This window comes from Phytopseudomonas flavescens, assembly GCF_900100535.1.
In the GTDB taxonomy this organism is placed as follows: domain Bacteria; phylum Pseudomonadota; class Gammaproteobacteria; order Pseudomonadales; family Pseudomonadaceae; genus Aquipseudomonas; species Aquipseudomonas flavescens.
On sequence record NZ_FNDG01000001.1, the window covers coordinates 356250 to 377541 of the forward strand.

17 protein-coding genes are annotated in these 21292 nt (G+C 66.5%); 5 read left to right on the forward strand and 12 right to left on the reverse strand.

From position 1 onward, the window contains the following. Positions 1-19: 19 nt before the first annotated feature. The 7 genes from BLR94_RS01715 to BLR94_RS01745 all read right to left on the reverse strand — a co-directional run bounded on the left by BLR94_RS01715 (position 20) and on the right by BLR94_RS01745 (position 6481). The gene (locus tag BLR94_RS01715; protein ID WP_084305663.1) at positions 20-1402 is read right to left on the reverse strand and encodes a tripartite tricarboxylate transporter permease; all 1383 of its coding nucleotides are present in this window, start codon (positions 1400-1402) and stop codon (positions 20-22) included. Then, on the reverse strand, positions 1402-1938 hold the full coding sequence (locus tag BLR94_RS01720; RefSeq protein WP_090423640.1) for a hypothetical protein: 537 nt from the start codon (positions 1936-1938) through the stop codon (positions 1402-1404). The genes BLR94_RS01715 and BLR94_RS01720 overlap by 1 nt, the downstream gene beginning before the upstream one ends. Positions 1939-2055: 117 nt before the next feature. Next, complete coding sequence (locus BLR94_RS01725; RefSeq protein ID WP_208601321.1) at positions 2056-2454, reverse strand: hotdog family protein; 399 nt, start codon at positions 2452-2454, stop codon at positions 2056-2058. 14 nt (positions 2455-2468) lie between these two features. After that, positions 2469-2927 carry an FAS1-like dehydratase domain-containing protein gene (locus BLR94_RS01730; protein WP_084305666.1) on the reverse strand — a complete coding sequence of 153 codons (459 nt, stop codon included), beginning with the start codon at positions 2925-2927 and terminating at the stop codon, positions 2469-2471. Then, positions 2927-4165 (reverse strand): CaiB/BaiF CoA transferase family protein, encoded by a 1239-nt coding sequence (locus BLR94_RS01735; protein ID WP_084305668.1) that lies wholly within the window; start codon positions 4163-4165, stop codon positions 2927-2929. Before BLR94_RS01735 ends, BLR94_RS01730 begins: the two co-directional genes overlap by 1 nt. Before the next feature lie 151 nt (positions 4166-4316). After that, positions 4317-5198: a hydroxymethylglutaryl-CoA lyase gene (locus tag BLR94_RS01740; protein ID WP_084305670.1), complete on the reverse strand. Its 882-nt coding sequence runs from the start codon at positions 5196-5198 to the stop codon at positions 4317-4319. Next, positions 5195-6481: a hydroxymethylglutaryl-CoA reductase, degradative gene (locus tag BLR94_RS01745; RefSeq protein WP_084305672.1), complete on the reverse strand. Its 1287-nt coding sequence runs from the start codon at positions 6479-6481 to the stop codon at positions 5195-5197. Before BLR94_RS01745 ends, BLR94_RS01740 begins: the two co-directional genes overlap by 4 nt. A 116-nt stretch (positions 6482-6597) precedes the next feature. Here BLR94_RS01745 and BLR94_RS01750 point away from each other — a divergent pair, with 116 nt between their 5' ends. Then, entirely contained in the window at positions 6598-7968 is a 1371-nt protein-coding gene (locus tag BLR94_RS01750) for an aminotransferase-like domain-containing protein (RefSeq protein ID WP_084305674.1), read from the forward strand. Positions 7969-8150: 182 nt separating this feature from the next. Here BLR94_RS01750 and BLR94_RS01755 read toward each other — a convergent pair whose 3' ends face one another. From BLR94_RS01755 to BLR94_RS01765, 3 genes are read right to left on the reverse strand one after another with little or no spacing between them, the layout of a single operon-like run. Beyond that, entirely contained in the window at positions 8151-9893 is a 1743-nt protein-coding gene (locus BLR94_RS01755) for an aryl-sulfate sulfotransferase (protein WP_084305675.1), read from the reverse strand. A 52-nt stretch (positions 9894-9945) separates the two neighbouring features. Beyond that, entirely contained in the window at positions 9946-11268 is a 1323-nt protein-coding gene (locus BLR94_RS01760; RefSeq protein WP_084305677.1) for an arylsulfotransferase family protein, read from the reverse strand. Positions 11269-11277: 9 nt separating this feature from the next. Then, positions 11278-13632, reverse strand: coding sequence for a TonB-dependent receptor (locus BLR94_RS01765; RefSeq protein WP_084305679.1), 2355 nt, complete (start codon positions 13630-13632; stop codon positions 11278-11280). A gap of 216 nt (positions 13633-13848) precedes the next feature. On the opposite strand from BLR94_RS01765, the gene BLR94_RS01770 reads away from it, so the two are divergent. From BLR94_RS01770 to BLR94_RS01785, 4 genes are all read left to right on the forward strand, one after another. Next, complete coding sequence (locus BLR94_RS01770; protein WP_084305681.1) at positions 13849-14802, forward strand: LysR family transcriptional regulator; 954 nt, start codon at positions 13849-13851, stop codon at positions 14800-14802. A 104-nt stretch (positions 14803-14906) separates the two neighbouring features. Next, positions 14907-15959 carry an ABC transporter substrate-binding protein gene (locus tag BLR94_RS01775; RefSeq protein WP_084305815.1) on the forward strand — a complete coding sequence of 351 codons (1053 nt, stop codon included), beginning with the start codon at positions 14907-14909 and terminating at the stop codon, positions 15957-15959. A 159-nt stretch (positions 15960-16118) separates the two neighbouring features. Continuing rightward, positions 16119-17699: an ABC transporter permease gene (locus BLR94_RS01780; RefSeq protein ID WP_084305683.1), complete on the forward strand. Its 1581-nt coding sequence runs from the start codon at positions 16119-16121 to the stop codon at positions 17697-17699. Continuing rightward, positions 17696-18508, forward strand: a complete 813-nt coding sequence (locus BLR94_RS01785; protein ID WP_084305685.1) for an ABC transporter ATP-binding protein — start codon at positions 17696-17698, stop codon at positions 18506-18508. The genes BLR94_RS01780 and BLR94_RS01785 overlap by 4 nt, the downstream gene beginning before the upstream one ends. A gap of 234 nt (positions 18509-18742) precedes the next feature. Here BLR94_RS01785 and glpT read toward each other — a convergent pair whose 3' ends face one another. Then, positions 18743-20089, reverse strand: a complete 1347-nt coding sequence (gene glpT / locus BLR94_RS01790; RefSeq protein ID WP_084305686.1) for a glycerol-3-phosphate transporter — start codon at positions 20087-20089, stop codon at positions 18743-18745. Positions 20090-20389: 300 nt separating this feature from the next. Next, complete coding sequence (locus BLR94_RS01795) at positions 20390-21289, reverse strand: TauD/TfdA dioxygenase family protein (RefSeq protein ID WP_084305688.1); 900 nt, start codon at positions 21287-21289, stop codon at positions 20390-20392. Between the last annotated feature and the right edge of the window lie 3 nt (positions 21290-21292).

Genomic DNA, 21292 nt, shown 5'->3' on the forward strand with positions numbered 1-21292 from the left:
GCCGCTCCAGCCTAGGGCCTCAGTTCAACAGCGCGACCAACGCGGGAACGCTGAGCACCGCCGTGTAGTAGCCCATGAACTGCACGCCGATGTTGAAGCCCAGAAAGCGCCCCAGAAAGCCGCCGAGCAGGCCGACGGTGACGATCACCAGCAGGCCGAGCAGGCCGCCTTCCCAGATCCCCACCACCAGCACCAGGCCGATGAAGGTGGCGATCACCGCTTCGTGGCTGATCCTGCGCGCCACGAAGGACGCGGCCTGGTGGGCGAAGTTCATGGTGAATGGATAGGCGACGAGGATGGCGACCACCACCGCCAGCATGCCGTAGCCGAGGAACTCCCAGTTGTTCAGCAGGTTGTGCAGGTTGTTGACCTCGCCGCTGGCGCTGTCGACGCTGAAGCGTGGCGGCGCGTTGAACAGCGGCGCGGCCGGCCCGGCGGCCACCGGGCTGAGCGGCAGGCCGAAGGCGATCAGCGGGATCAGCGCCTCGGCGATGTAGGTCGATTCGGTCACCCCGTTGCGCGCGGTGATCACCGTGGTCAGGCGCTCGTAGGCCTGCTTGATGCGTGCGCCGATCAGCTCGCCCATGATCACCGTCATGGCCACCGGGCTGAACACGAAGGTGGCGCTGGTCACGCTCGCCGCCATGGCAGTCATGCGCGTCTGCCGCTTGTTGATCACCCGCAGCGGGTTGGGAAAGTAGCCGCGCCAGCCCTTCATGTCCGGCGCCAGGGAGAACACCCGATACTGGTCGCGACGCATGCGTTCACGCTCGGCTGGCGCCAACAGCGAGAACAGCGAGGCGATCAGCGGTGCCACGGCGATACCGAGGAAGTAGCTGACCGCCAGCTTGACGCCGTGCTGCGCGGTGAGGGTCTGCAGGGCGACGATCACCAGGACGAACGGCAGCAGGGCCAGCACCGAGGCCCAGCGCCCGGCCGAGAAATAGGCGATGGTGAAGGCGGCGCAGAGGAACACCCAGGGGGCGAACTGCTTGATGACCTCGCCGAACGGCGCCAGCAGTACGGCGAACAGCACCGCCAGCGGCACCGCGATGACGGCCGCCACCGCGCCACCGGAAATCATCTTGCGCAGCGCCACGTGGGGCACACCGAGGCGGCGCAGGTGGTTGGCGTCACCAATCAGTGCGGTCGCCGAGGTGTCACCGGGAATACCCAGCAGGGCGGTGGGCACCGCATGGGTCATGTGCTTGGCCACCGCGCCGGCCAGGAAGAAGGTGAGGATGCCGGCGGGCGGCGCGCCGAGCAGCACCACCAGCAGGGTCAGCGGCGCCAGGGTGGTGGTTTCGTCGGTTCCCGATACCAGCCCGATGGCGGCGAACAGCACCGCGCCGAACAGGCCAAGCGCCAGGGCCATGAGTATGTCGTAGAGCAGGCCTTCCATCACGAGCGCCCTCCGCTCAGCGCCAGGGATGCCCGCGTATCCACATCGGCCTCGGCAGCGCCCTGCTGGCGTGCCTGTTCTTCACGGGTCTGGGCATCACGAAACAACTCGTAGAGGCCGAGCTCGTGGAGTTCGGCGACCACCTCGGGGGAAGTGTCCTCGAGGCGGCCAAGGCTGCCGTATTCCTTGAGCAGGTCACCCACCACCTGCTCGCGAAAGACCGGATCCGCCACGTGCTCGATCACATCGCGCTTGGGCTTGAACAGCATGGCGCCGATCGCACCACCGCCCAGGCAACCGAGAATGCCGAACAGCATGGCGTAGGCCTTGGCCATCTGCGCGGATTCTACGAGGCCAGCGAGTATCAACAACGCCAGCCCGTAGGCACCGAGGCTGACGATGGCGCTGACGATGATGGCCAGCACCAGATGCCTGGCATCGACGGTGTCGCCCCATACCTCGTAGAGGTTGTCGGTGTTGCGCGCCGCGTCCGCGCTGGGCGGTGTCGCGGCCGGTCTGGCAAGCTCTTGGCTCATGGTGTCCCCCGCCCTTTCGGGCTCTTGTTGTTATTGAGGAAGCAGCGGGTTGGCGACCGCAAGGTCGGGTTCGTTTGCACTACAGGTACCGGCCATGGCGCCCGTCGTCGCTCCTGTTCATGCAGCGCCGGCAAGGCGCAGGCTGGCGCTTCCCTGGGTGATCACCTGGCCCGCCTGATTGGTCAGGCGCAGCGCCAGGATCACTCGCCCTGTCTCTACCGCGACGACTTCGCCGCCGGCGGTCAGCACATCGCCGACGTAACCGGCGCGCCGATTGCTGTACTGGAAGCTCAGCAGTTCGTCGTCTTCTTCCATCCAGTCGTACACCAGTTGGGTCAGCCAATCGCCCTGCAACGGGCCGTCCACCAGCAGCGCCGGATGCCCCTCGCTGTGCTGGGCATAGGGCAGGTCATAGTGGATACGGTGGGCATTCCAGATGGCCGCGTTGTACAAAAACAGCTGCACGGTGCCGGGCCGGTACTCGCGCTCGGGCAGCCGCTGGCCTGCTTTGCTCATCTGCCTGGCCATGCTCACCTCGCGATCCGGGTCAGGCGTTCGGTCACGACCGGCTCGCCCGATTCGGTTTCAAAACGGTTCTCGAACACCAGAAAGATCAGCGGCCCTTCGGCGCCCTGTTTCTGGTAGATGTCCAGCAGGGTCTGCCGACACAGCAGCACGTCGCCGGCGAAGATCCTGCGGTGCACCTGATATTCGCTGCCGCCAGCCATGATGCGCTTGAGCGGCAACTCGGGAATCAGCGGGTCGTCGGGCTTGTGTCCGTCTTCCAGCAGCTGCTCCAGTGGCAGCACCGGCATCGTCGCGCTGAACAGGAACAGCAGCGGCGCTTCGTCGCCATCGAGATAACGGCGCTGGCGCTGCCCGGTGGCCACCGCGTACTTGCGGATGTCGTTACGGTTCACTTCGAAACGCGACGGCGGCAGCGAGGTACCGATACTGCGCCGCGCCGCATCGCTGATCAGCTCCGCCATCAGATCACCCCCAGCCGGACCAGCTCGGCGTATTCGGCTTCATCCAGGCCCAGCCACTGGCGATAGATGGACGCGTTGTGCTGGCCGACCGAGGGTGCGCTGGCACCGCGCTCCAGGGTGCCACCGGAGAGTTTGATCGGGTTGCCGAAGACCTCGAAGCGGGCACCCTGGCAGTCGACGGGTACCACCATGTCGCGTTCGCGCAGGTGGGGATCGGCCACCACTTCATCGATGCTCTTGATTGGCGACAATGGGAAACGATCACCCGTCATGGCTTCCAGTTCGGCCTTGGTGTGGGCGCCGAGCCAGCGCTCCACGGCAGGCTTGACCTTGCGCAGGTAGACGTCGGTCTCGAAGCGCTTGGCCATGCTGTCGACCTCGGGGTCGCTGGCCAGCGCCTGGTCACCGAAGGTCAGGCAGGCCTCGCGCCAGAACTTGTCGGTGTAGGCACCGAAGAACACGTAGCCATCCTTGCAGGCGTAGCGCCCGTAGGGGCGCACGAACGGATGGCCATTGCCCTCGGGCACCGTGACCTTGCCGGTTTCGGTGAAGGTCACCAGCGCGTTCTCGGTGAGCGAGACGATCGAGTCCTGCTGCGATACGTCGACCAGTTGGCCGAGGCCGGTGCGCTCCGCTTCACGCAGCGCACCGAGGGTACCGATGGCGGCATACAGCGCAGCGGACAGATCACCCAGCACCGTGCCCACGCGCATCGGTTCCTCCACCGTGCCATTCATGGACCAGAGCCCACCGCTGGCCTGAGCACTGCTGTCGAACGCTGGCCGCAGCGAGTTCGGGCCGTACTGGCCGAAGCCACTGATGGCGGTGAACACGATGGCGGGGTTGATCTCCCTGAGCACCTCGTAGCCGAGCCCCAGCTTGGCCATGGTGCCGGGCCGAAAGTTCTCGATGACGATATCGGCCTTGTGCACCATGTCCAGGAAGGTGGCCTTTCCCTCGGCCTTCTTCAGGTCCAGACCGACCGCCATCTTGTTGCGGTTGAACTGGGCGAAGAATCCACTCACTGGCTCGCCGCTATTGCGGTTGAGCGGCGGAAACTCTCGGGTAAGGTCGGGATCGGCGGGGTTCTCGATCTTGATCACCGTGGCGCCCATGTCGGCCAGCAGCATGGCGCAGTAGGGGCCGGCGACGACGCGCGTCAGGTCGAGGATGGTCACGCCCTTCAGGGGGCCGGCCGTTCTGGCGAAGCTCGCCAGTGCATCGGTCAGTGAATTCATGGGTTCTCCTGTGTCGGTACATCGCCGCCGGGGCGCCGCCATGGGACAGCTTATGTACGCTGGGACAGTGAGTTGACGGAGTGATCCGGGCAATGCGACCTGATGGCTGTCGCGGCTGGCCGTACCCTTTCCGGGTTGTTGTCCTGTTCGGTCAATGCGCCCTTTTACGCAGGGCATTGGCCACCCGCGAAGCCGACGGTTTGCCCAGCGCCGCGTCGATGAAAGCACCGGCCTCGAGCAGTGCCGGCAGATCCACGCCGGTTGCCAGGCCCTGGCCCTCGAGCAGATAAACCAGCTCCTCGGTTGCCACATTACCGGAGGCGCCGGGCGAATACGGGCAGCCACCCAGGCCGGAAACCGAACTGTCGAACACCCGCACGCCGGCCTCCAGGGCGGCCTGAACATTGGCTACCGCCATGCCGTAAGTGTCGTGGAAATGCCCGGCCAGTGCCGTGATCGGCACCTCGCTGGCGCAGGCGTCGATCAACGCCCGGACCTTGCCTGGCGTGCCCGTGCCGAGGGTGTCGCCCAGGCTGATCTCGTAGCAACCCATGGCATGCAGCTCGCGGGCGACCCGCACCACCTCCGCCACCGGCACCTCACCACTGAATGGGCAACCCAGCACGCAGGAAACATAGCCGCGTACCGCCACGCGCTGTTCCAGCGCCTTGCCCAGTACCGGCTCGAAGCGCTGCAGGCTTTCGGCGATGGAGCAGTTGATGTTCTTCTGCGAAAACGCCTCGGAAGCGGCGGCGAATACCGCCACCTCCCGGCACCCTGCCTGCAGTGCAGCATCCAGCCCCTTGAGGTTGGGCACCAGCGCCGTATAGGTCACCCCCGGGCGCTGGCCGAGGCGGCGCAGCACCTGATCGGAGTCGGCCATTTGCGGCACCCAGCGCGGCGACACGAAGGCACCGGCCGCGACCAGCCGCTCGATCAGCGCCACGCGCACCTCGACCGGCAGGGTCAGGGCTTCGTTCTGCAGGCCGTCGCGAGCGCCGACCTCCACCAGCCTGACCGCACGCATGCTCATTGCCCGCGCTTTTCGCGCAACAACGCCTCGGCGCGGTCGGCACGTACGTCCCGGGTCTCGACCATGCGCTTGACCAGCCAGTCCAGCTCATCGCCACGGGCACCGGCCGACAGCGCGATATTGCGCGCATGCAGGGCCATGTGGCCGCGCTGGATGCCTTCGGTGGCCAAGGCGCGCAAGGCCCCGAGGTTTTGCGCCAGGCCGACGGCGACGGCGATCTCGCCCAATTCCTGGGCACTCTTGACGCCCAGAATGCGCAACGACAGCTGCGCCAGTGGATGGGTCTTGGTGGCGCCGCCGACCAGGCCGAGCGGCATGGGCATCTCGAGGGTGCCCACTAGGTGGCCGTCGCGATCCTTCTCCCAGGTGGTCAGGGAGCCGTAATGGCCATTGCGGCAGGCATAGGCATGGGCACCCGCCTCCACGGCCCGCCAGTCGTTGCCGGTGGCCACCACCAGCGGGTCGATGCCGTTCATGATGCCTTTGTTGTGGGTCGCGGCGCGGTACGGGTCGATAGCCGCGAAGGTATAGGCATCGATCACCCCCTCGATGACCTCCGTGCCCTTGTAGTTGGCGGTATCCAGGTGTTCCGGGGCGATCCGCAACTGGGCACGGGCCAGGCGCAGATCGGCGAGATTGGAGAGGATGCGCAGGCGCACCTTGCCGCCCGTGAGCTGTTCCATCAGCGGCGCCACCGCCTCGGCCATGGTGTTCACCGTGTTCGCGCCCATGGCGTCGCGCACATCGACGATCAGGTGCGCGACCAGCATCGGCCCGCGAGGGCTGTCGATGAAGGTGTGCACCTCGATGTCACGGCAACCACCGCCCAGGCTGTTCAACAACTGATCCTTGCTGTTGGCCAGGGTGATGATCTCGTCCTTGTTGCGCAGCAGGCTGAGGCGCGCGTTGCAGGGGTCGCTGACACCGATGATCTGCACCTGAGCACGCATCAGCGGTGCACTGCTGGAGGTCTGGAAGCCACCTGCCGGGCGGGTCAGCTTGGCCATGAACGAGGCCGCGGCGACCACCGAAGGCTCCTCCACCACCAGCGGGATCAGCATCTCCCGGCCGTTGATGCGGAAGTTGCTGGCCAGCGCATAGGGCAGCTCGAAGGTGCCGATCACGTTCTCGATCATGCCGTCGGCGATCTCCAGTGGCAGCGCACCGGGAGCACTGAGCAGCGCCGTGTCGATGGCGGACAGGCCGAGCAGGCGCTGCACCTGCTCGAGACGTTGCGAGGGGGACAGGTTGCGGAAATCGGGCAGGCGGGAATCGATCGACATGGGCGCTCCTCGGGGAGTCGTTTGTTCTTGGTTGAGGCGAACGTTAGCCTCACTGTATCCCTGAAAGAAGGTACAGTTTGCCCGGACACTTCATTCCTGTACCCAGGATTTGCGCCATGCCCAGACAGACCCTCGCCCAGAAAGTCGCCGATGCCATCGCCAGGCAGATTGCCGATGGTGCCCTGCAGGCGGGCAGCAAGCTGCCCTCGCTGCGCGAGTACATGCGTCTGCACGGACACTCCAAGAACACGGTGATCACCGCCTACGAGCACCTGGCCTCACAGGGGCTGGTGGAGGCCCGACACGGCAAGGGGTTCTTCGTCTGCGGGAGCGTCAGCGTCAGCGTCGAGGAAGACGAATCACAGCCCTATACCCGGGCCCTGGACACCATCTGGATGATGCGCCAGCAGTTCGTCCGCGACCCCGGCCATTCGCACTTGGGCGAAGGCTTTCCGCCGGTGGAATGGCTGATGGACATGCGCCTGGACAAATTCCACCGCCAGGTGGTGCGCGGCGGCGTCGCCACCCTGTTCCGCTACGGCACGCGGCTGGGCAACCCTGGCCTGCGCCAGCGCCTGGCGCAGAAGCTGGCGGACTACCGCATCGCGGTCTCGCCGCGGCAACTGGTCACCACCCTGGGCGCCAACCACGGCATGGACCTGATCATCCGCCGCTACGTCATTCCCGGCGACCCGGTATTGGTCGAAGACCCGGGTTATTACCCGCTGTTCGGCAAATTGCAGTTGCAGGGCGCACGCATGCTCGGCGTACCGCGGGAGGCCGACGGCCCGGACCTGGATGCACTGGAACGGCTGCTGAAAAGAGAAAAGCCCAGGCTGTTCTTCCTGCAGTCGGTGGGCCATAACCCCACCGGCTCGGACCTGTCACCGGCCAAGGCCCACCGCCTGCTGCAAATCGCCGAGGCCCACGATCTGCTGCTGGTGGAGAACGACGCCATGGCCGATTTCAAGCCCAGCTCGGCGATGAAACTCACGGCGCTGGACCAGTGCGAGCGCACCCTGTACCTGGGCAGTTTCTCCAAGTCGATTTCCGCCGCCTTGCGCGTCGGCTTCATCGCCGGCAGCAAACAGCGTATCGAGGAACTGGCCGACCTGAAGATGCTGCTGCACAACAGCGGCGCCGAATACAGCGAGCGCACCATCGAGGTGATCCTCGGCGAAGGGCATTTCCTGCGTCACCTGTCACGCCTTCAGGATCGCCTGCGCGCCGCCACGCAACGCGGGCTCGAGGTGCTCGACGAACTGGGTGCCGAGGTATTCTGCCGGCCGCAGCAGAGCCTCTACCTGTGGGCACGCCTGCCCGGCATCGACGACGCCAATGCCCTGACCCGGCACTGCCTGGCCCAGGGCGTGATGCTCGCGCCGGGCGCGATCTTCGCCGTCGACCGCCGCACCCCGGTGCCCTGGACGCGGCTCAACGTCGCCTACCTGGACGACCCGGCGTTTCGCCGCAGCCTGATGCCTTGAACGGCGCAGGGGCCATTCCCCGGCCAGACCACGGGCTACGGGCGGTGTTCGCCGTGGTGGGCAGAGAGGCGTTGTCCGCCCTGCTCGCTCTCACAAGCGCTTCACGATCCTGGTCAGCAACCGCCCGTGGCAACGGGCGGGGCCATTGCGGCCAAGGTGCCGCACGAAGATCGCCAACAGCTTCAGAAGGCCCTGTCCAGGTCGATCACCAGGGCCCGGTAGCCGACGTTGCCCGGCTGCAGGCTGGTGACCCGGTATTCGGCCAGGACCTCCTGGGTGCCGTACTTCACCTCGCTGAGCACCGGGCGAGTCAGCTTCTCGCGGGTCAGGTAGCTGACCGAGGCCGAGTAGATCAGCTGGGTGTCGCTGTCGGCGCGGTACTCCACCACCGAGGTGATCGGGCTGTACCAGTCGTCGCCGCGTTCCTTGCCATATTCCCAGAGCTGCTCGACGGTGCCCCGGGCCTCGTCGATGCGGTATTCCACCGCGCGGCTGTAGTTGCCTTCCAGGCGCGTCGGCGCGAAATCGCGGCCCCAGCCGTTGTCGAACACGGTCAGCGTGCCCTTGCCGCTGAGCCAGGCGGTGTGCTGCGTCCAGGACCAGTCGAAGCCCCCGGCGTAGCGACCCTGCGCGTCCTGCGCCAGGGGCTGGCCCTGGGCATCGACCGGCGTCAGCACTTTGTCCTGCAGGCCGGCGCGCCAGCCCTGGGGGGCGGCGAGAATCCACTTGACCTGCTTGTCGCGGCCGATCTTCACCACCCCCTGGTGGCGCGCCGAGACGATGATGCCGTCGTCCACCGGGTCATGGGCGATGGAATTGACGTGGGCCCAGTTGCGCCCGATGCCCACCCCCGGCACGTCGCCGAATGGCAGGCCGTCGCCTTCCAGCGCCTCGTTGGCGGCAAGGCTGTCGCCCGCGCGTACGTCTTCGGGCAGCAATACCGCGGCCTTGCCCAGGGTATGCAGGAGCTGGGCACGATACGGGTCGAGGATTCGCCCCAGGTCCCAGAAATCCACTACCTCGCCGGATTCATCCAGTTCGATGATCTGGTCGCGCACCGAGCGCACCTGCTTGCCGTCGTCGCGGCGGTAGTCGCTGCTGCCGACGCGCAGCAGGTAGGTGCCCTTGGCGGTCTGGCGGATCTCATGGGAAAAATCGGCGAACTTGCCCGGCAGGCGCCGCTCCCACACCGGCCGGCCGAGCAGATCATGCTTGAAGTAGCGCTGGCCCTGGCCCCAAATCAGCTTGCCGTCGGCGGTCTGCTGGAAGCCCATGCTGGCGCCCAGGCCGTCGATCCGGGTCGAGTCGTGCAGGCGCTCGATGTCCAGGTACCAGCGCACCTCGCCCTGGCTGTCGGTGATCCAGTTGATGCCCACCGAATCCCACTCGGCGGCGCCACCCTGGGCGTTCCACTTCAGTTGGCGGTTGACCCCCGGCAACTCGGTGAGCAGGTGGTTGAACAGGTACAGGCGCTGCTTCAGTGCGGCGTCCACCTGAACCGGCTCGACCTGCGGCAGCGCCGCCTGCTGGGACGCCACGGCAGGCAGGCGCACGGCCGGCGCGTAGAGGGTGTAGCGCTCGCGGATGCGCTCGCCACCCAGGGTGTAGGCCACCTCTACCTCGTTGCGGTGTTCGGGGTAGAGCCCGAACACCGGGATGCCACCGTGGGTCCACAGCGCCTTGTCGCTGACCGGGTAGTGGATGTCGACGCCGTGCTCGCCGCGGCCAAGCACCCGCACCCGGGCATCGCGCAGGGTCTGGCCGCCGTCGCGGATCAGCGCGGTGAGCGGCGCGATGCCGTAGGGGTTGAGAACGATGGCGCCGAGACGACTGACCGTCGTGTCGGGAATGCCGGCGGTCAGGCAGGCGCCCTCGGGGAGCGCGGCGTCGGGTTGCTGGGCAGTGGATCGATCATGCTGGCTCATGGAGTCTCCGGAACTGGCGCACGACGCCTAGGCGCCGTCCACCATGGTGGGGTCAGTGGGAAATGCGGAAATCGCTCAGGGCAGGCGCGGTGACAGGCTTCTCGCTGCGTGGCGTGCCCTCCGGTGCCCAGTCGTAGGGCACCGGGGTGGCGCGGTAGGACCAGTTCGAGCGGGCGCTGGAGCCGGGTGCGGCGCCGAAGTAGGGGCTGACGTATTCCCAGACGATGTCACCGCTCGGGGTGACCTGGAAGAAACGCCCGAACATGCCTTCGGCGATCAGCGTATTGCCGTTGGGCAGGCGCCGGGCGCTGCTGATGAAGGTGCTGTTGAAGGCCCACAGCGGCTGCGCCGAATCGGCGGCGCTGTACTGCCAGACGATGCGCTTGCTCTGCGGATCGATTTCCACCACCCGCGAACCGCTGATGACGCTGGCCGCCACCGGTGGGTAGCCGGAACCGCCCTGGTTGTCGAACACCAGGATATTGCCGGCGCCGGGCAGGCCCTTGCCGATCAGGTTGGCATCGTGCAAGCCCGCCAACTGGTCCACGGGGCGTGGCAGCGTGGTGTTGCGAGGATCCAGCTTCGGGTAGTTCGGACCGAGCCGCCACACCACCTTGCCGGTCTGCTTGTCGATGATGGCGATGAAGTTGGCTTCTCGGGAATCGATGATCAGGTTGTCCGGGTGGAAACGCGGGTCGCCCCGTTCGTACCAGGGATTGGGGCCGAGCACCTTGAGGTTGTTCAGGTGCAGCACATCGGCCTTGTCGGTGGCGCGCACCAGCGCGAGCTGCTGCTCGCTGAAACCGAACTCCTCGAGGTGCTCGGAGGCCAGCCAGCGCCAAACCACCTTGCCCTGCGGATCGACTTCGTAGATCACGTCGTCGATCGACTCGTCGAGCCTGAAGCCGGCAATGCGATGCAGCGTGTTGGCCAGCACCAGGGTGTTGCCGTTGGCCAGCCGCTGCCAGTCATGGTGCTGCTGTGCGGCGCCACCGGGGGCCTGCTGCGACCACTGCCAGCGCAGCTTGCCATCCCAGTCGAGCACACCGATGGCCTGGTTGTTGAGGCCGTTGCCGAAGGCACGCGGATCTTTCTTCGCGGTTTCGGCGGTCTGCAGCAGTACATCGCCACGCCGCCCGTGGTTGACCGCCGGGTCGATCACCGCGGCGGGAAAACCGCGATGGGGCCAGTGGCGCACCAGGTTGCCGTTCATGTCGATCAGGCGGGTCTGCTGGTCGGCAGCGCTGAAGATCAGGTAGCCGTTCCAGGCCCGCTGGGGGTCATAGCGGGTGACCCCGGTGGGGTAGACACTGGGCGCGGCGTACGCGGCGCCGGCGAGCAGCAGGCCGGCGAACGCCAGCGTGAGGGTCTTCATGGTTCGTCCTCAGAAATCGTAGCGAGCGGTCACGCCCAGGGTGCGTGGGGTACCGAGTACGCCGGCATAGCCGCCGTTGGCGCTGTTCCACAGGCTGGTGAAATAGGTCTTGTCGCCGGCGTTCTTCAGCCACAGGGACAGGTCCCACTGCCCATCGGCCAGGTCGCCGCGCAGGCCGGTGGACAGGTTGATCAGCGCATAGCTGGGGATCTGCCCGTACTCGGAGTCATCGATGGTGCCCACGGCCCGGGAACGGAACGCGTAGCTGGCGTTGACGTAGGGTTGCAGCCCGTTGGCCAGGTTCCACTGGTAGCTGCCGTTGAGGTTGGCGATCCACTTCGAGGCCCCCACCACCTGGTGGCCGGTCAGGTCGCAGGACGCCGGCGCACCGGCCTGGAACGCCACCTCCGGCGCGCACGGCGCGTCCTCGTAGTCGGTGTAGCGCACGTCGTTGAACGAGCCGTTGGCATTCAGGGTGAGCCCGCGCAGCGGCTTCCAGGTGGCCTCGGCCTCGACGCCCCGCGAGCGCACCGAGCCGGCATTGGTCAGGTACTGGGTACGGGTCACTTGATCATAGGCGTTGGCCTGGTAGCCATTGACCTCGGTCCAGAACAGGTTGGCGTTGAGCAGCAGGCTGCTGTTGAGCAGGGTGCTCTTGAACCCCAGCTCGGCGTTGTTGGCCCGTTCGGTGCCGACCAGCAACGAGTCGACACCGGCGGTTGGCGCGGCCCCTACGGTGAGGTTGACGCCGCCCGACTTTTCACCGTGGGACAGCGAGGCATAGCCGAGCAGTTGCGGATTGAACTGGTAGCTCAGGCTGAGCAGGCCGGAAGGACTGAAGCTGTGCTGGCTCAGGTCGCCGGAATCGAACGCGCCATGCCGCGCCTGGCGTTGCGCGGCCGCCGCGCCACTGACCGCCGCGCCGCCCGTGGGCGCGTCACGGGTGACCCAGGCCTGCTTCTCCTCGTAGGTGCCGCGGATGCCGGCGGTGAAGTCGAGCCGCTCGGTCAGGTGCCAGGTGCCCTGGGCGAACAGCGCATAGCTGTCGGTATCGATATGCCCCTTGCCGACACTGCTGACATTGGCCAGCGCGCCGCTGGCGGTACCGTTCCAGATGTCGGCGAGCGGACCGTACTGGTTGAAGGAGCGGTTATCCAGGTCCTGCTTGAAGTAGTAGGCACCCAGTACGTAGTCGAAGGCGCCGCCACTCGGCGATGCCAGGCGGATTTCCTGGGAATACTGCTTGTCACGCACCGCGACACCGGCGTTGATCGACGCCGATACGTTGAGGCCATCGTCGTTGCGCGGGGTGAAGTCCCACCAGCGGTAGGCGCTGATGGAGGTCAGGGTGAAATCGTTGGGCAACGTCCAGTTGGCCTCCACCGAGGTGCCGCCCTGGAACACCGTGACCTGCTGGTCGGAATCCAGGTTGACCTTGCCATCCTTGCCGTAGACCAGGGTCGCGCCGGCCGCGGCAGCGCGCTGCTCATAGCGATTCACCCCGTTGATGGTCGGGCCGGTGCTGTACAGCGAGAGAATGCCGTTGTTGGAATCTTCTTCGTTGTATTCGCCGATCCAGCGCAGGTTGAAGGTGTCGCTGGGCCCGAACAGCAGTTGCCCGCGAAAGCCCTGGCGGGCGCCACCGTTGAGGGTGTCGCCGTTGTACAGGTTGTCCACGTAGCCGTCATCGCGGGTGCGGTAGGCCGAAAAGCGCCCCGCCAGGGTGTCGCTCAACGGCCCGGAGAGGCTGCCCTTGGTCTGGAAATAACCGTCTTCGCCCAGCGAGGTCTCGATGCTGCGCTCCGGGGTGAAGGTCGGCTTGCGGGTGGTGATGTTGAGCACGCCGGCGGTGGTGTTCTTGCCGAACAGCGTGCCCTGGGGCCCTCGCAGTACATCGATCTGTTCCACATCGAGCAGGTCGAACACGGCCATGCCGGGGCGGCCGAGGTAGACGTTGTCCAAGTACACCCCGACGCTGCCTTCCAGGCCGTCGCTGGCCGGGTTGTTGCCCAGGCCACGGATGGAAATGCTCGACTGCCGCGCATGCACGTAGGCGACGCTGGTGCTGGGCACCAGTTGCTGGATGTCCTGCACCCGGTAGATGCGCTGGTTCTCCAGGGTTTCGCCGCCGAGCACGCTGATCGGCGTCGGCACCGACTGGGCGCTTTCCTCGCGGCGCCGGGCATTGACGGTGACCGTGCCGAGGGCCGTGCCATTCTCGGCCGAGGTCTGGGCGCTGCCACTGGCGGCGTCGTCGGCACGCGCTTGCAGGGCCAGGCCGGCGGAGCCGAGCAGCAGGGCGGCGACCAGGGGTTTAAGGACAATCGATGGGACGGCGACGCGCTCGGGATGAGTGGATTTCATGTGTGGCTCCTAGGGTCTGTTTACGCTTCAACGCGAGCTGCGTTGCCGTGAGCGCTGCCGTATGGCGGAGGCGAATCGAGCGCGGGCGGACCTTTTATATTCTTTAAAGGTATTTATTTATGCTTAATTCGAAGTTTTCGTAATAAGCGCCACCCTTTATAAAGAGCCACGAGCCGTTGCAGCAATTGCATTCGACCGAATCTTTCGATGTAGAACATGCATATCGATCTTCGCCAACTCCGCCATTTCGTCGCCCTTGCCGAGCACCGCAGCTTCGTTGCTGCGGCCGAGGCGGTGAGCCTTTCCCAGTCGGCCTTCAGCCGTAGCATCCAGGCCCTGGAGCACGCGGCGGGCTTCCAGCTGGTGGACCGGGCGAGCAAGCAGCTGCCGCCCACCAAACAGGGCCTGGTGGTGCTGGAACATGCCCGCCGCCTGCTGCGCGACGCCCATGACCTGAACAACGAAATCAGCCGCTTCAGCGACGCCGACACCGGCGCCCTGCTGTTCGGCAGCGGCCCGGCGCCGGCCGCGCAGCTGATCCCGCGGGCGGTGGCACGCTTCATCGGCGACTACCCCAGGGCCCGGGTGAAATTCCAGGTCGACAACTGGCAGGAACTGAACAAGCGCCTGATCGCCGAGGAGATCGAATTCTTCGTTGCCGACACGCGCCGCTTCGAGGCCGACCCGGACTACCGCATCACTCGCCTGCGGCCACAGAAATGGCACTTCTGTTGCCGCATCGGCCACCCCCTGGCGAGCCAGCCGAGCGTCAGCTGCGCGCAGTTGTTCAGCTACCCGCTGGCGACCACCTTCCGGCCGCCGAACATCCGCAAGGTACTCAGCGAATACAGCGGCCGGCGCGACTTCACCCCGGCGGTGGAATCAGAATGCAGCCATGCCCTGCTCACCCTGGTGCGGCACTCCGATGCCATCGGCATCGCCAACCCGGTCAACCTGGAGGACTACCTGCTCGGCGAAGCGCTGCAGGTCCTCACGGTGCATGACCTGCCCAGCCACCTGGACGAGCACAACACCCGCTACGGCATCGTCAGTCGTGTCGGCCGGGCACTGTCTCCCCTGGCGCGGGCCATGGTCGAGCAGATCGAGCGCAGCGATGCCCAGCTCGCCGACCAGATCGCCGGGCTGCCGCTGACGCGCCTGGGGGTATAGGGACTGCTTGCACGCCATGCATACGAAGTATTCCCCCTTTGCGTTTGCCAGCCGCCCGGGGGATTCGTGAAATGACCGCCACGATCACCAGCCGAGAACACCTCATGAGCCGATTGACCACCCTCCTGTGCGCCGCCCTGCTGGCCACCGCCAGTTGCTTCGCCCAGGCCGCCGAACAGCCGACGGTGATCCGTATCGGCGCCCCCGACCAGGGCGCTGGCGACAAACCCTTCGCCTCCGGCGTGCTCGGCCTGGCGCATATCCGCCAGCAACTGGAGCAGGCCTTCGCCGCCGACGGGGTGAAGGTCGAGTGGCACTTCTTCAAGGGCGCCGGCCCCGCAGTCAACGAAGCCTTCGCCAACCGCCAGTTGGACGTCGCCGGGCTCGGTGACCTGGCGGCCATCATCGGCCGCTCTTCGGGCCTGGATACCCGGCTGATCCTCGGTGGCCGGGGCGCCAACATGTACCTGGCCGCCACTCCGGAGTCGGCGATCAAGAGCCTGCAGGACCTCAAGGGCAAGCGCGTCTCGGTATACCGCGGCACCGCCGACCAGCTGTCCTTCGCCAGGGTGCTGGCCGCCGCCGGCTTGAAGGAGCGCGATCTGCGCATCGTCAGCCTGGACTGGAGCGCCGCCCGGGCGGCCCTGGCGGGCCGGCAGATCGACGCTGCCTGGTCGGGCATGGGCATCCTGGCACTGGGCAAACAGGGCATCGAGTTTCCGGTGAGCACCAAACAATTGCCGGTCACCGCCACCACCCAGACCGGCATCGTCGCCAGCCAGGCGTTCATCGAGCGCTACCCGCAGGCGACCCAGAAACTGGTCGACGTGCTGGTGGAAAACGCTGCGTGGATCGCCGACGAGGCCCACCTGCAGGCCTACGTCGACCTGCTGGCACAGCAGAGCGCGGTGCCGGCCGAACTGTACCTTCGCGAGTACCGCGACGATGACCTGGCGTTCCGCGCCTCGCCGCGCCTGGACGCGTTCCTGCGCCACAGCTACCAGGACAGCGTCGACAAGGCCAAGGCCCTGGGCCTGGTTCGCCGTGGCTTCGAGGTGGATGGCTGGTTCGAGCCACGCTTCGTCGAACAGGCCATCGAGCGCCAGAACCTGCAGGCCCGCTGGCCGCGTTACGACGCCACGGGCAAGGCCGAGTGATGCACACGGGGCATGCAAACTATGTGGCGAATGCATTGGCCGCGGCGGGACGGGGTTCCTTTAATAGCACCTCATATATCTCGATCGAATTTATATTCCGGCCTTTATGCAGAAAATAACTCTCCGTCCTGACACCACCCGCACCGGCGCAAGGCTGCCATGAGCGCCCCCGCTCTGAGCCTGTCCCGGGCCGATGCCCGGCGCCCGCGCCTATCCGCCGAGCGCCTGCTGCCCTGGCTGCTGCCGGCCGGGCTGCTGCTGCTCTGGTACCTGGCCAGCCGGTTCGGCTGGATGAGCGAGCAGATCCTGCCGACCCCGGCGCTGGTCTGGCAGACCCTGCTGGAACTGGCGCGTGACGAGCTCTGGTTCAACCTCGCCATCAGCCTGCAACGCCTCGCCTATGGCCTGCTCGGCGGGGTCGGCGCCGGCATACTGCTAGGTACCCTGCTAGGCACCAGTGCGCGGGCCGAGCGCCTGGTCTACCCGACTTTCGCCGCCCTGGCGCAGGTTCCCACCCTGGCCTGGATCCCACTGTTCATGCTGCTGTTCGGCATCGGCGAAGCGCTCAAGCTGGTGGTGCTGATCAAGGCGGTGATCGTGCCGATCACCGTGCACACCCTGGTCGGCGTGCGCGACGCCCAGCCACGCTTGCGCGAGGCGGCGGCGGTGCTGCGCCTGCCCTGGCACCTGCGCGTCACCCGGCTGGTGATTCCCGCCGCCCTGCCCTCGTTCATGGCCGGCCTGCGCCTGGCCCTGGCCACCGGTTGGTCGTCGCTGCTGGCGGTCGAACTGCTGGCCTCCAGCGAGGGCATCGGCTACCTGATGGTGTGGGGACGCCAGTTGTTCATGCTCGACATCGTGTTCGTCTGCATCCTGGTGATCGGCCTGTTCGGCATCGTCCTCGACCGCGGCGTGCAGTGGCTCGACGTGCGCCTGATCCACTGGCCGCACCCGGCAGCGGCGGAATTGCGCCTGCACGGCCGGGCGAAGGGCTGGGCGCGCCTGCAGGCCTGGCTGTTGCCACTCGGCCTGGCCGCGCTGTGGCAAGCCGCCGTGATGGCGCGCTGGGTAGACGCGAACATTCTGGTCGCCCCGCTCGACGTGCTGCGTACCACCTGGCAGGGCCTGCTCGACGGCAGCCTGACCCAGGCCATGGCGCAGAGCCTCGGCCGCGCCCTCGGCGGCTTGCTGCTGGGCGCCAGCCTGGGCCTGCTCGGCGGCCTGCTGCTCGGCCTCTGGCGCCCGGCCGAACGGCTCTTCGGGCCAACGCTCAGCGCCCTGCGGCAAATCGCCATTTTCGCCTGGGTGCCGCTGCTCACCGCCTGGTTCGGCCTCGGCGAACTGGCCAAGGTGGTATTCGTCAGCCTGGCCACCTTCTTCCCCCTGCTGATCGCCACCCAGCGCGGCGTGGCCAACCTGTCGCCGCAACTCGACGAGGCCGCCCGCACCCTGCGCCTGAACGCCCGCCAGCGCCTGCTGCGGCTGGTGCTGCCCGGGGCCGCGCCCGCGATCTTCGCCGGGCTGAAACTGGCGCTGATCTTCGCCTGGCTGAGCACCATCGGCGCCGAGTACTTCATGCCCTCCAACGGCGGCATCGGCAGCCTGATGATCGGTGCCCAGCAGCTGTTCCGCATGGACCAGGTGATGGCCGGCATGCTGCTGATCGGCATCACCGGCGCCCTGCTCAACCACCTCGGCCACCTGATCGAAGCGCGAGCCACGCGCTGGAGAACCGCATGACCGCCCCCATCGTCAGCTTCGACAACGTCGGCAAGTTGTTTCCCGTGAACGGCGGCGAGCTCGAAGCGATCCGTGAATTCAGCCTGCAGATCGCCGAAGGCGAATCCATCGCCATCCTCGGCTCCAGCGGCTGTGGCAAGTCCACCCTGCTGCGCCTGCTGATCGGCCTCGACCGGCAGTTCCGAGGCAGTATCCAGGTCGACGGCAAGGCGGTAGACGGCATCGGCAGCGAATGCGCCATCGTCTTTCAGGAACACCGCCTGTTCCCCTGGCTGACCGTGCAGCAGAACGTCGAACTGGGCCTGGTCAATGAAGGCCTGACCCAGGCCGAGCGCTTGCGCCGGGTCGAGGCGTTCGTCCAGCTGGTCGGCCTGGATGGCTTCCAGCGCGCCTACCCGCACCAGCTCTCCGGCGGCATGGCGCAGCGCGTGGCCATCGCCCGCGGCCTGGTGTGCAGCCCGCGCATTCTGTTGCTCGACGAACCGTTCGGGGCCCTCGACGCACTGACCCGCCAACAGATGCAGGAAGAGCTGCTGACCATTCGCGCCCGCGCCGGCATCACCAGCCTGCTGGTCACCCATGACGTCGAGGAGGCGATCTTCCTCGCCGACCGCGTGGTGGTCATGGAACCGCGGCCAGGGCGGATCAAGCGCATCGTCGACATCGACCTGCCGCACCCGCGCCAGCGCAGCAGCTACGACTTCCACCAGTTGCGCGAAGACCTGCTGTTCCAGCTCACCGGCGACGGCGAGTACCGCGCGCCGGCGCCCCGGGTGGAAGACCTGCCGCTGGCCTCCATCGCCTGGTAGCGCTCGAGCCGGAGGCCGGGCCTAGCCTCGTGGCCGCCAGCGCCGTTGTAAGAAGCTGTTCATGATCCTTAGGCGATAGATGGCCGGCGATGGCGGCAAAGGGGGGCGAAAGCGGCCGTTCGATGACCCATTGTGGGAGCGCGCCACGCCCGCGATTTCGCGCGCATGGCGCGCTCCCACGAAAGACCATCACCGTCATCTGTTGCCCTGGCCTGCAAAGAGCGTGAACAGCGCCTAATCGACGCGTGCTTTGCTCGGCGTCTGCTTGTGCCACAGCGTCGGCAAGAGGAAAACGATCGCCAGCAGACAGGCGCCGACCAGCAACACGAAGCCGCCGTCCCAGCCGAAGTGATCGACGGTGTAGCCCATGGCCGCACTGGCGGCGACCGAGCCCCCCAGGTAACCGAACAGGCCGGTGAACCCTGCGGCGGTACCTGCCGCCTTCTTCGGTGCCAGCTCCAGGGCATGCAGGCCGATCAGCATGACCGGGCCGTAGATCAGGAAGCCGATGGAGAACAGCGCGGCCATGTCGATCGCCGGGTTGCCCGGTGGGTTGAGCCAGTACACCACGGTGGCGACCGTCACCAGCCCCATGAACACCACGCCGGTCAGGCCACGGTTGCCCCGGAACACCTTGTCCGACATCCAGCCGCACAACAGGGTGCCGGGGATACCCGCCCACTCGTAGAAGAAATACGCCCAGGAGGTCTTGTCGACGGTGAAGTGCTTGACCTCTTTCAGGTAGGTCGGCGCCCAGTCCAGTACACCATAGCGCAGCAGGTAGACGAACACGTTGGCCAGGGCGATGAACCACAGCATCTTGTTGCGCAACACGTACTTGACGAAGATCTCACGGGTGCTGAATTCCTGCTCGTGGCTGGCATCGTAGCCTTCGGGATAGTCGTTCTTGTACTGCTCGATGGGTGGCAGACCCACCGACTGCGGGGTATCGCGCATGGTGGCGAAGGCGAAGAACGCCACCAGCAGGGCCACCGCCGCCGGCACGTAGAACGCCGCATGCCAATCGTTGAACAGGCCCATGCCGACCAGGAACAATGGCCCGATCAGCCCACCGCCGACGTTGTGGGCGACGTTCCACACCGACACCACCCCGCCGCGCTCCTTCTGCGACCACCAGTGCACCATGGTGCGTCCGCTGGGCGGCCAGCCCATGCCCTGCGCCCAGCCATTGATGAACAGCAGGATGAACATCATGGTCACGCTGGACGTCGCCCAGGGCGCGAAACCGAAAACGAACATCACGCCTGCCGACACCAGCAAACCGAACGGCAGGAAATAGCGCGGGTTGGAGCGGTCGGAGACCAGGCCCATGAGGAACTTCGACAGCCCGTAGGCGATGGCGATGGCAGACATCGCCACGCCAAGCTGACCACGGCTGTAGCCTTGTTCCTCGATCAGGTAGGGCATCGCCAGGGAGAAATTCTTGCGTAGCAGGTAATAGCCGGCATAGCCGATGAATATCCCGGCGAAGATCTGCCAGCGCAGGCGTCGGTAGGTGCTGTCTATCTGGTCATCGGGCAGGGGCTGCCGATGCGCGGCAGGACGGAAGAAGGCGAACATCCAGGAACTCCTGTTGTTGTTATGGGCAGCGCGAATGTGACAGTTATGTGACATTTTCCAAACCGAAAACTAGCATTCGCTAGTGAAGCGGTAAAGGTCACATGCTGTCGTAATCCGAACCAATCGCCCCCTTCTGACCAAAGGCTTCGTCGGCGCAAGCCTGCCGGCACGAACGGCGGCGTCGTGCCTTATTCGCGCCCCGAAGGAGCAGTGCCATTCGCGACTCGATCGGCACCTGACGGGAACGCAGCGGGTGAAAGTGCCAGGGCCCTGGCCAGCCTCGCCCGCGCCGCGGCAACTTCAGAACGGCCGGCTGCCGGCCAGGCTGACGCGCAGCAGGCGCCGGCGCTGCTCGGCCGGGAACGCCTTGCGGGCATGCAGGGTGGCCTGGTTGTCCCAATAGACGATGTCGCCCACCTGCCAGCGATGGGTGTAGGAGAGCGCCGGCCCGGCCAGGTGCTCGCGCAGGCGGGCGATCAGTTCCTGCCCCCGCTCCGCCTCGACGCCGACCAGCTCCACTTCCGTGCGCGCACCGAGAAACAGCAGGCGCTTGCCGCTCTCCGGGTGAGTGCGCACCAGGGGGTGCTCGGTGCCCTGGATCGGCTGGATGTCCGGCGTGCGGTAGGTGATCGCGCCCATGCGTCCGTAATCGCCGCTGCGCAGGCGCACGAAGGGGTTGTAGTTGATCAGGCGCAACCCATCGATCTCGGCACGGGTCGCGGCGTCCAGGGTGGTGTAGGCCAGGGCCAGGTTGGTCCATACCGTCTCGCCACCCTGCTGCGGCACCTCCAGGGCGTACAGCAGCGAGCCGCTCGACGGGGTGGGCGTCCACTGATGGTCGGAGTGGGCCGACAGCTCGCCGTTGCCCAGTTCGCCATCTTCGGCATTGGCCACCTTGACGATCTCCGGCGCCTTGCCGTCGGCCCCGGAAGACAGCACCGGGAAATCCACATGGGGCTGGAATACCGAACCGAACCAGGAACTGAATTGCAGGAATTGCCCATCGTCGAGCCGCTGGCCACGGAAGATCAGGATGTGGTGATCGCGCAGGGCCTGCTTGAGTTGCAGGATCTGCTGTGCACTTGGTGCCAGGCGGGCATCCAGGCCGTGCACGACGGCGCCCAGCGGGGCCTGTTGCGGTTCGATACGGAAATCTTCAGGGCTGGCTGCCGGCAGCGGCACGTGGGCGGTCTGGGTCATGGT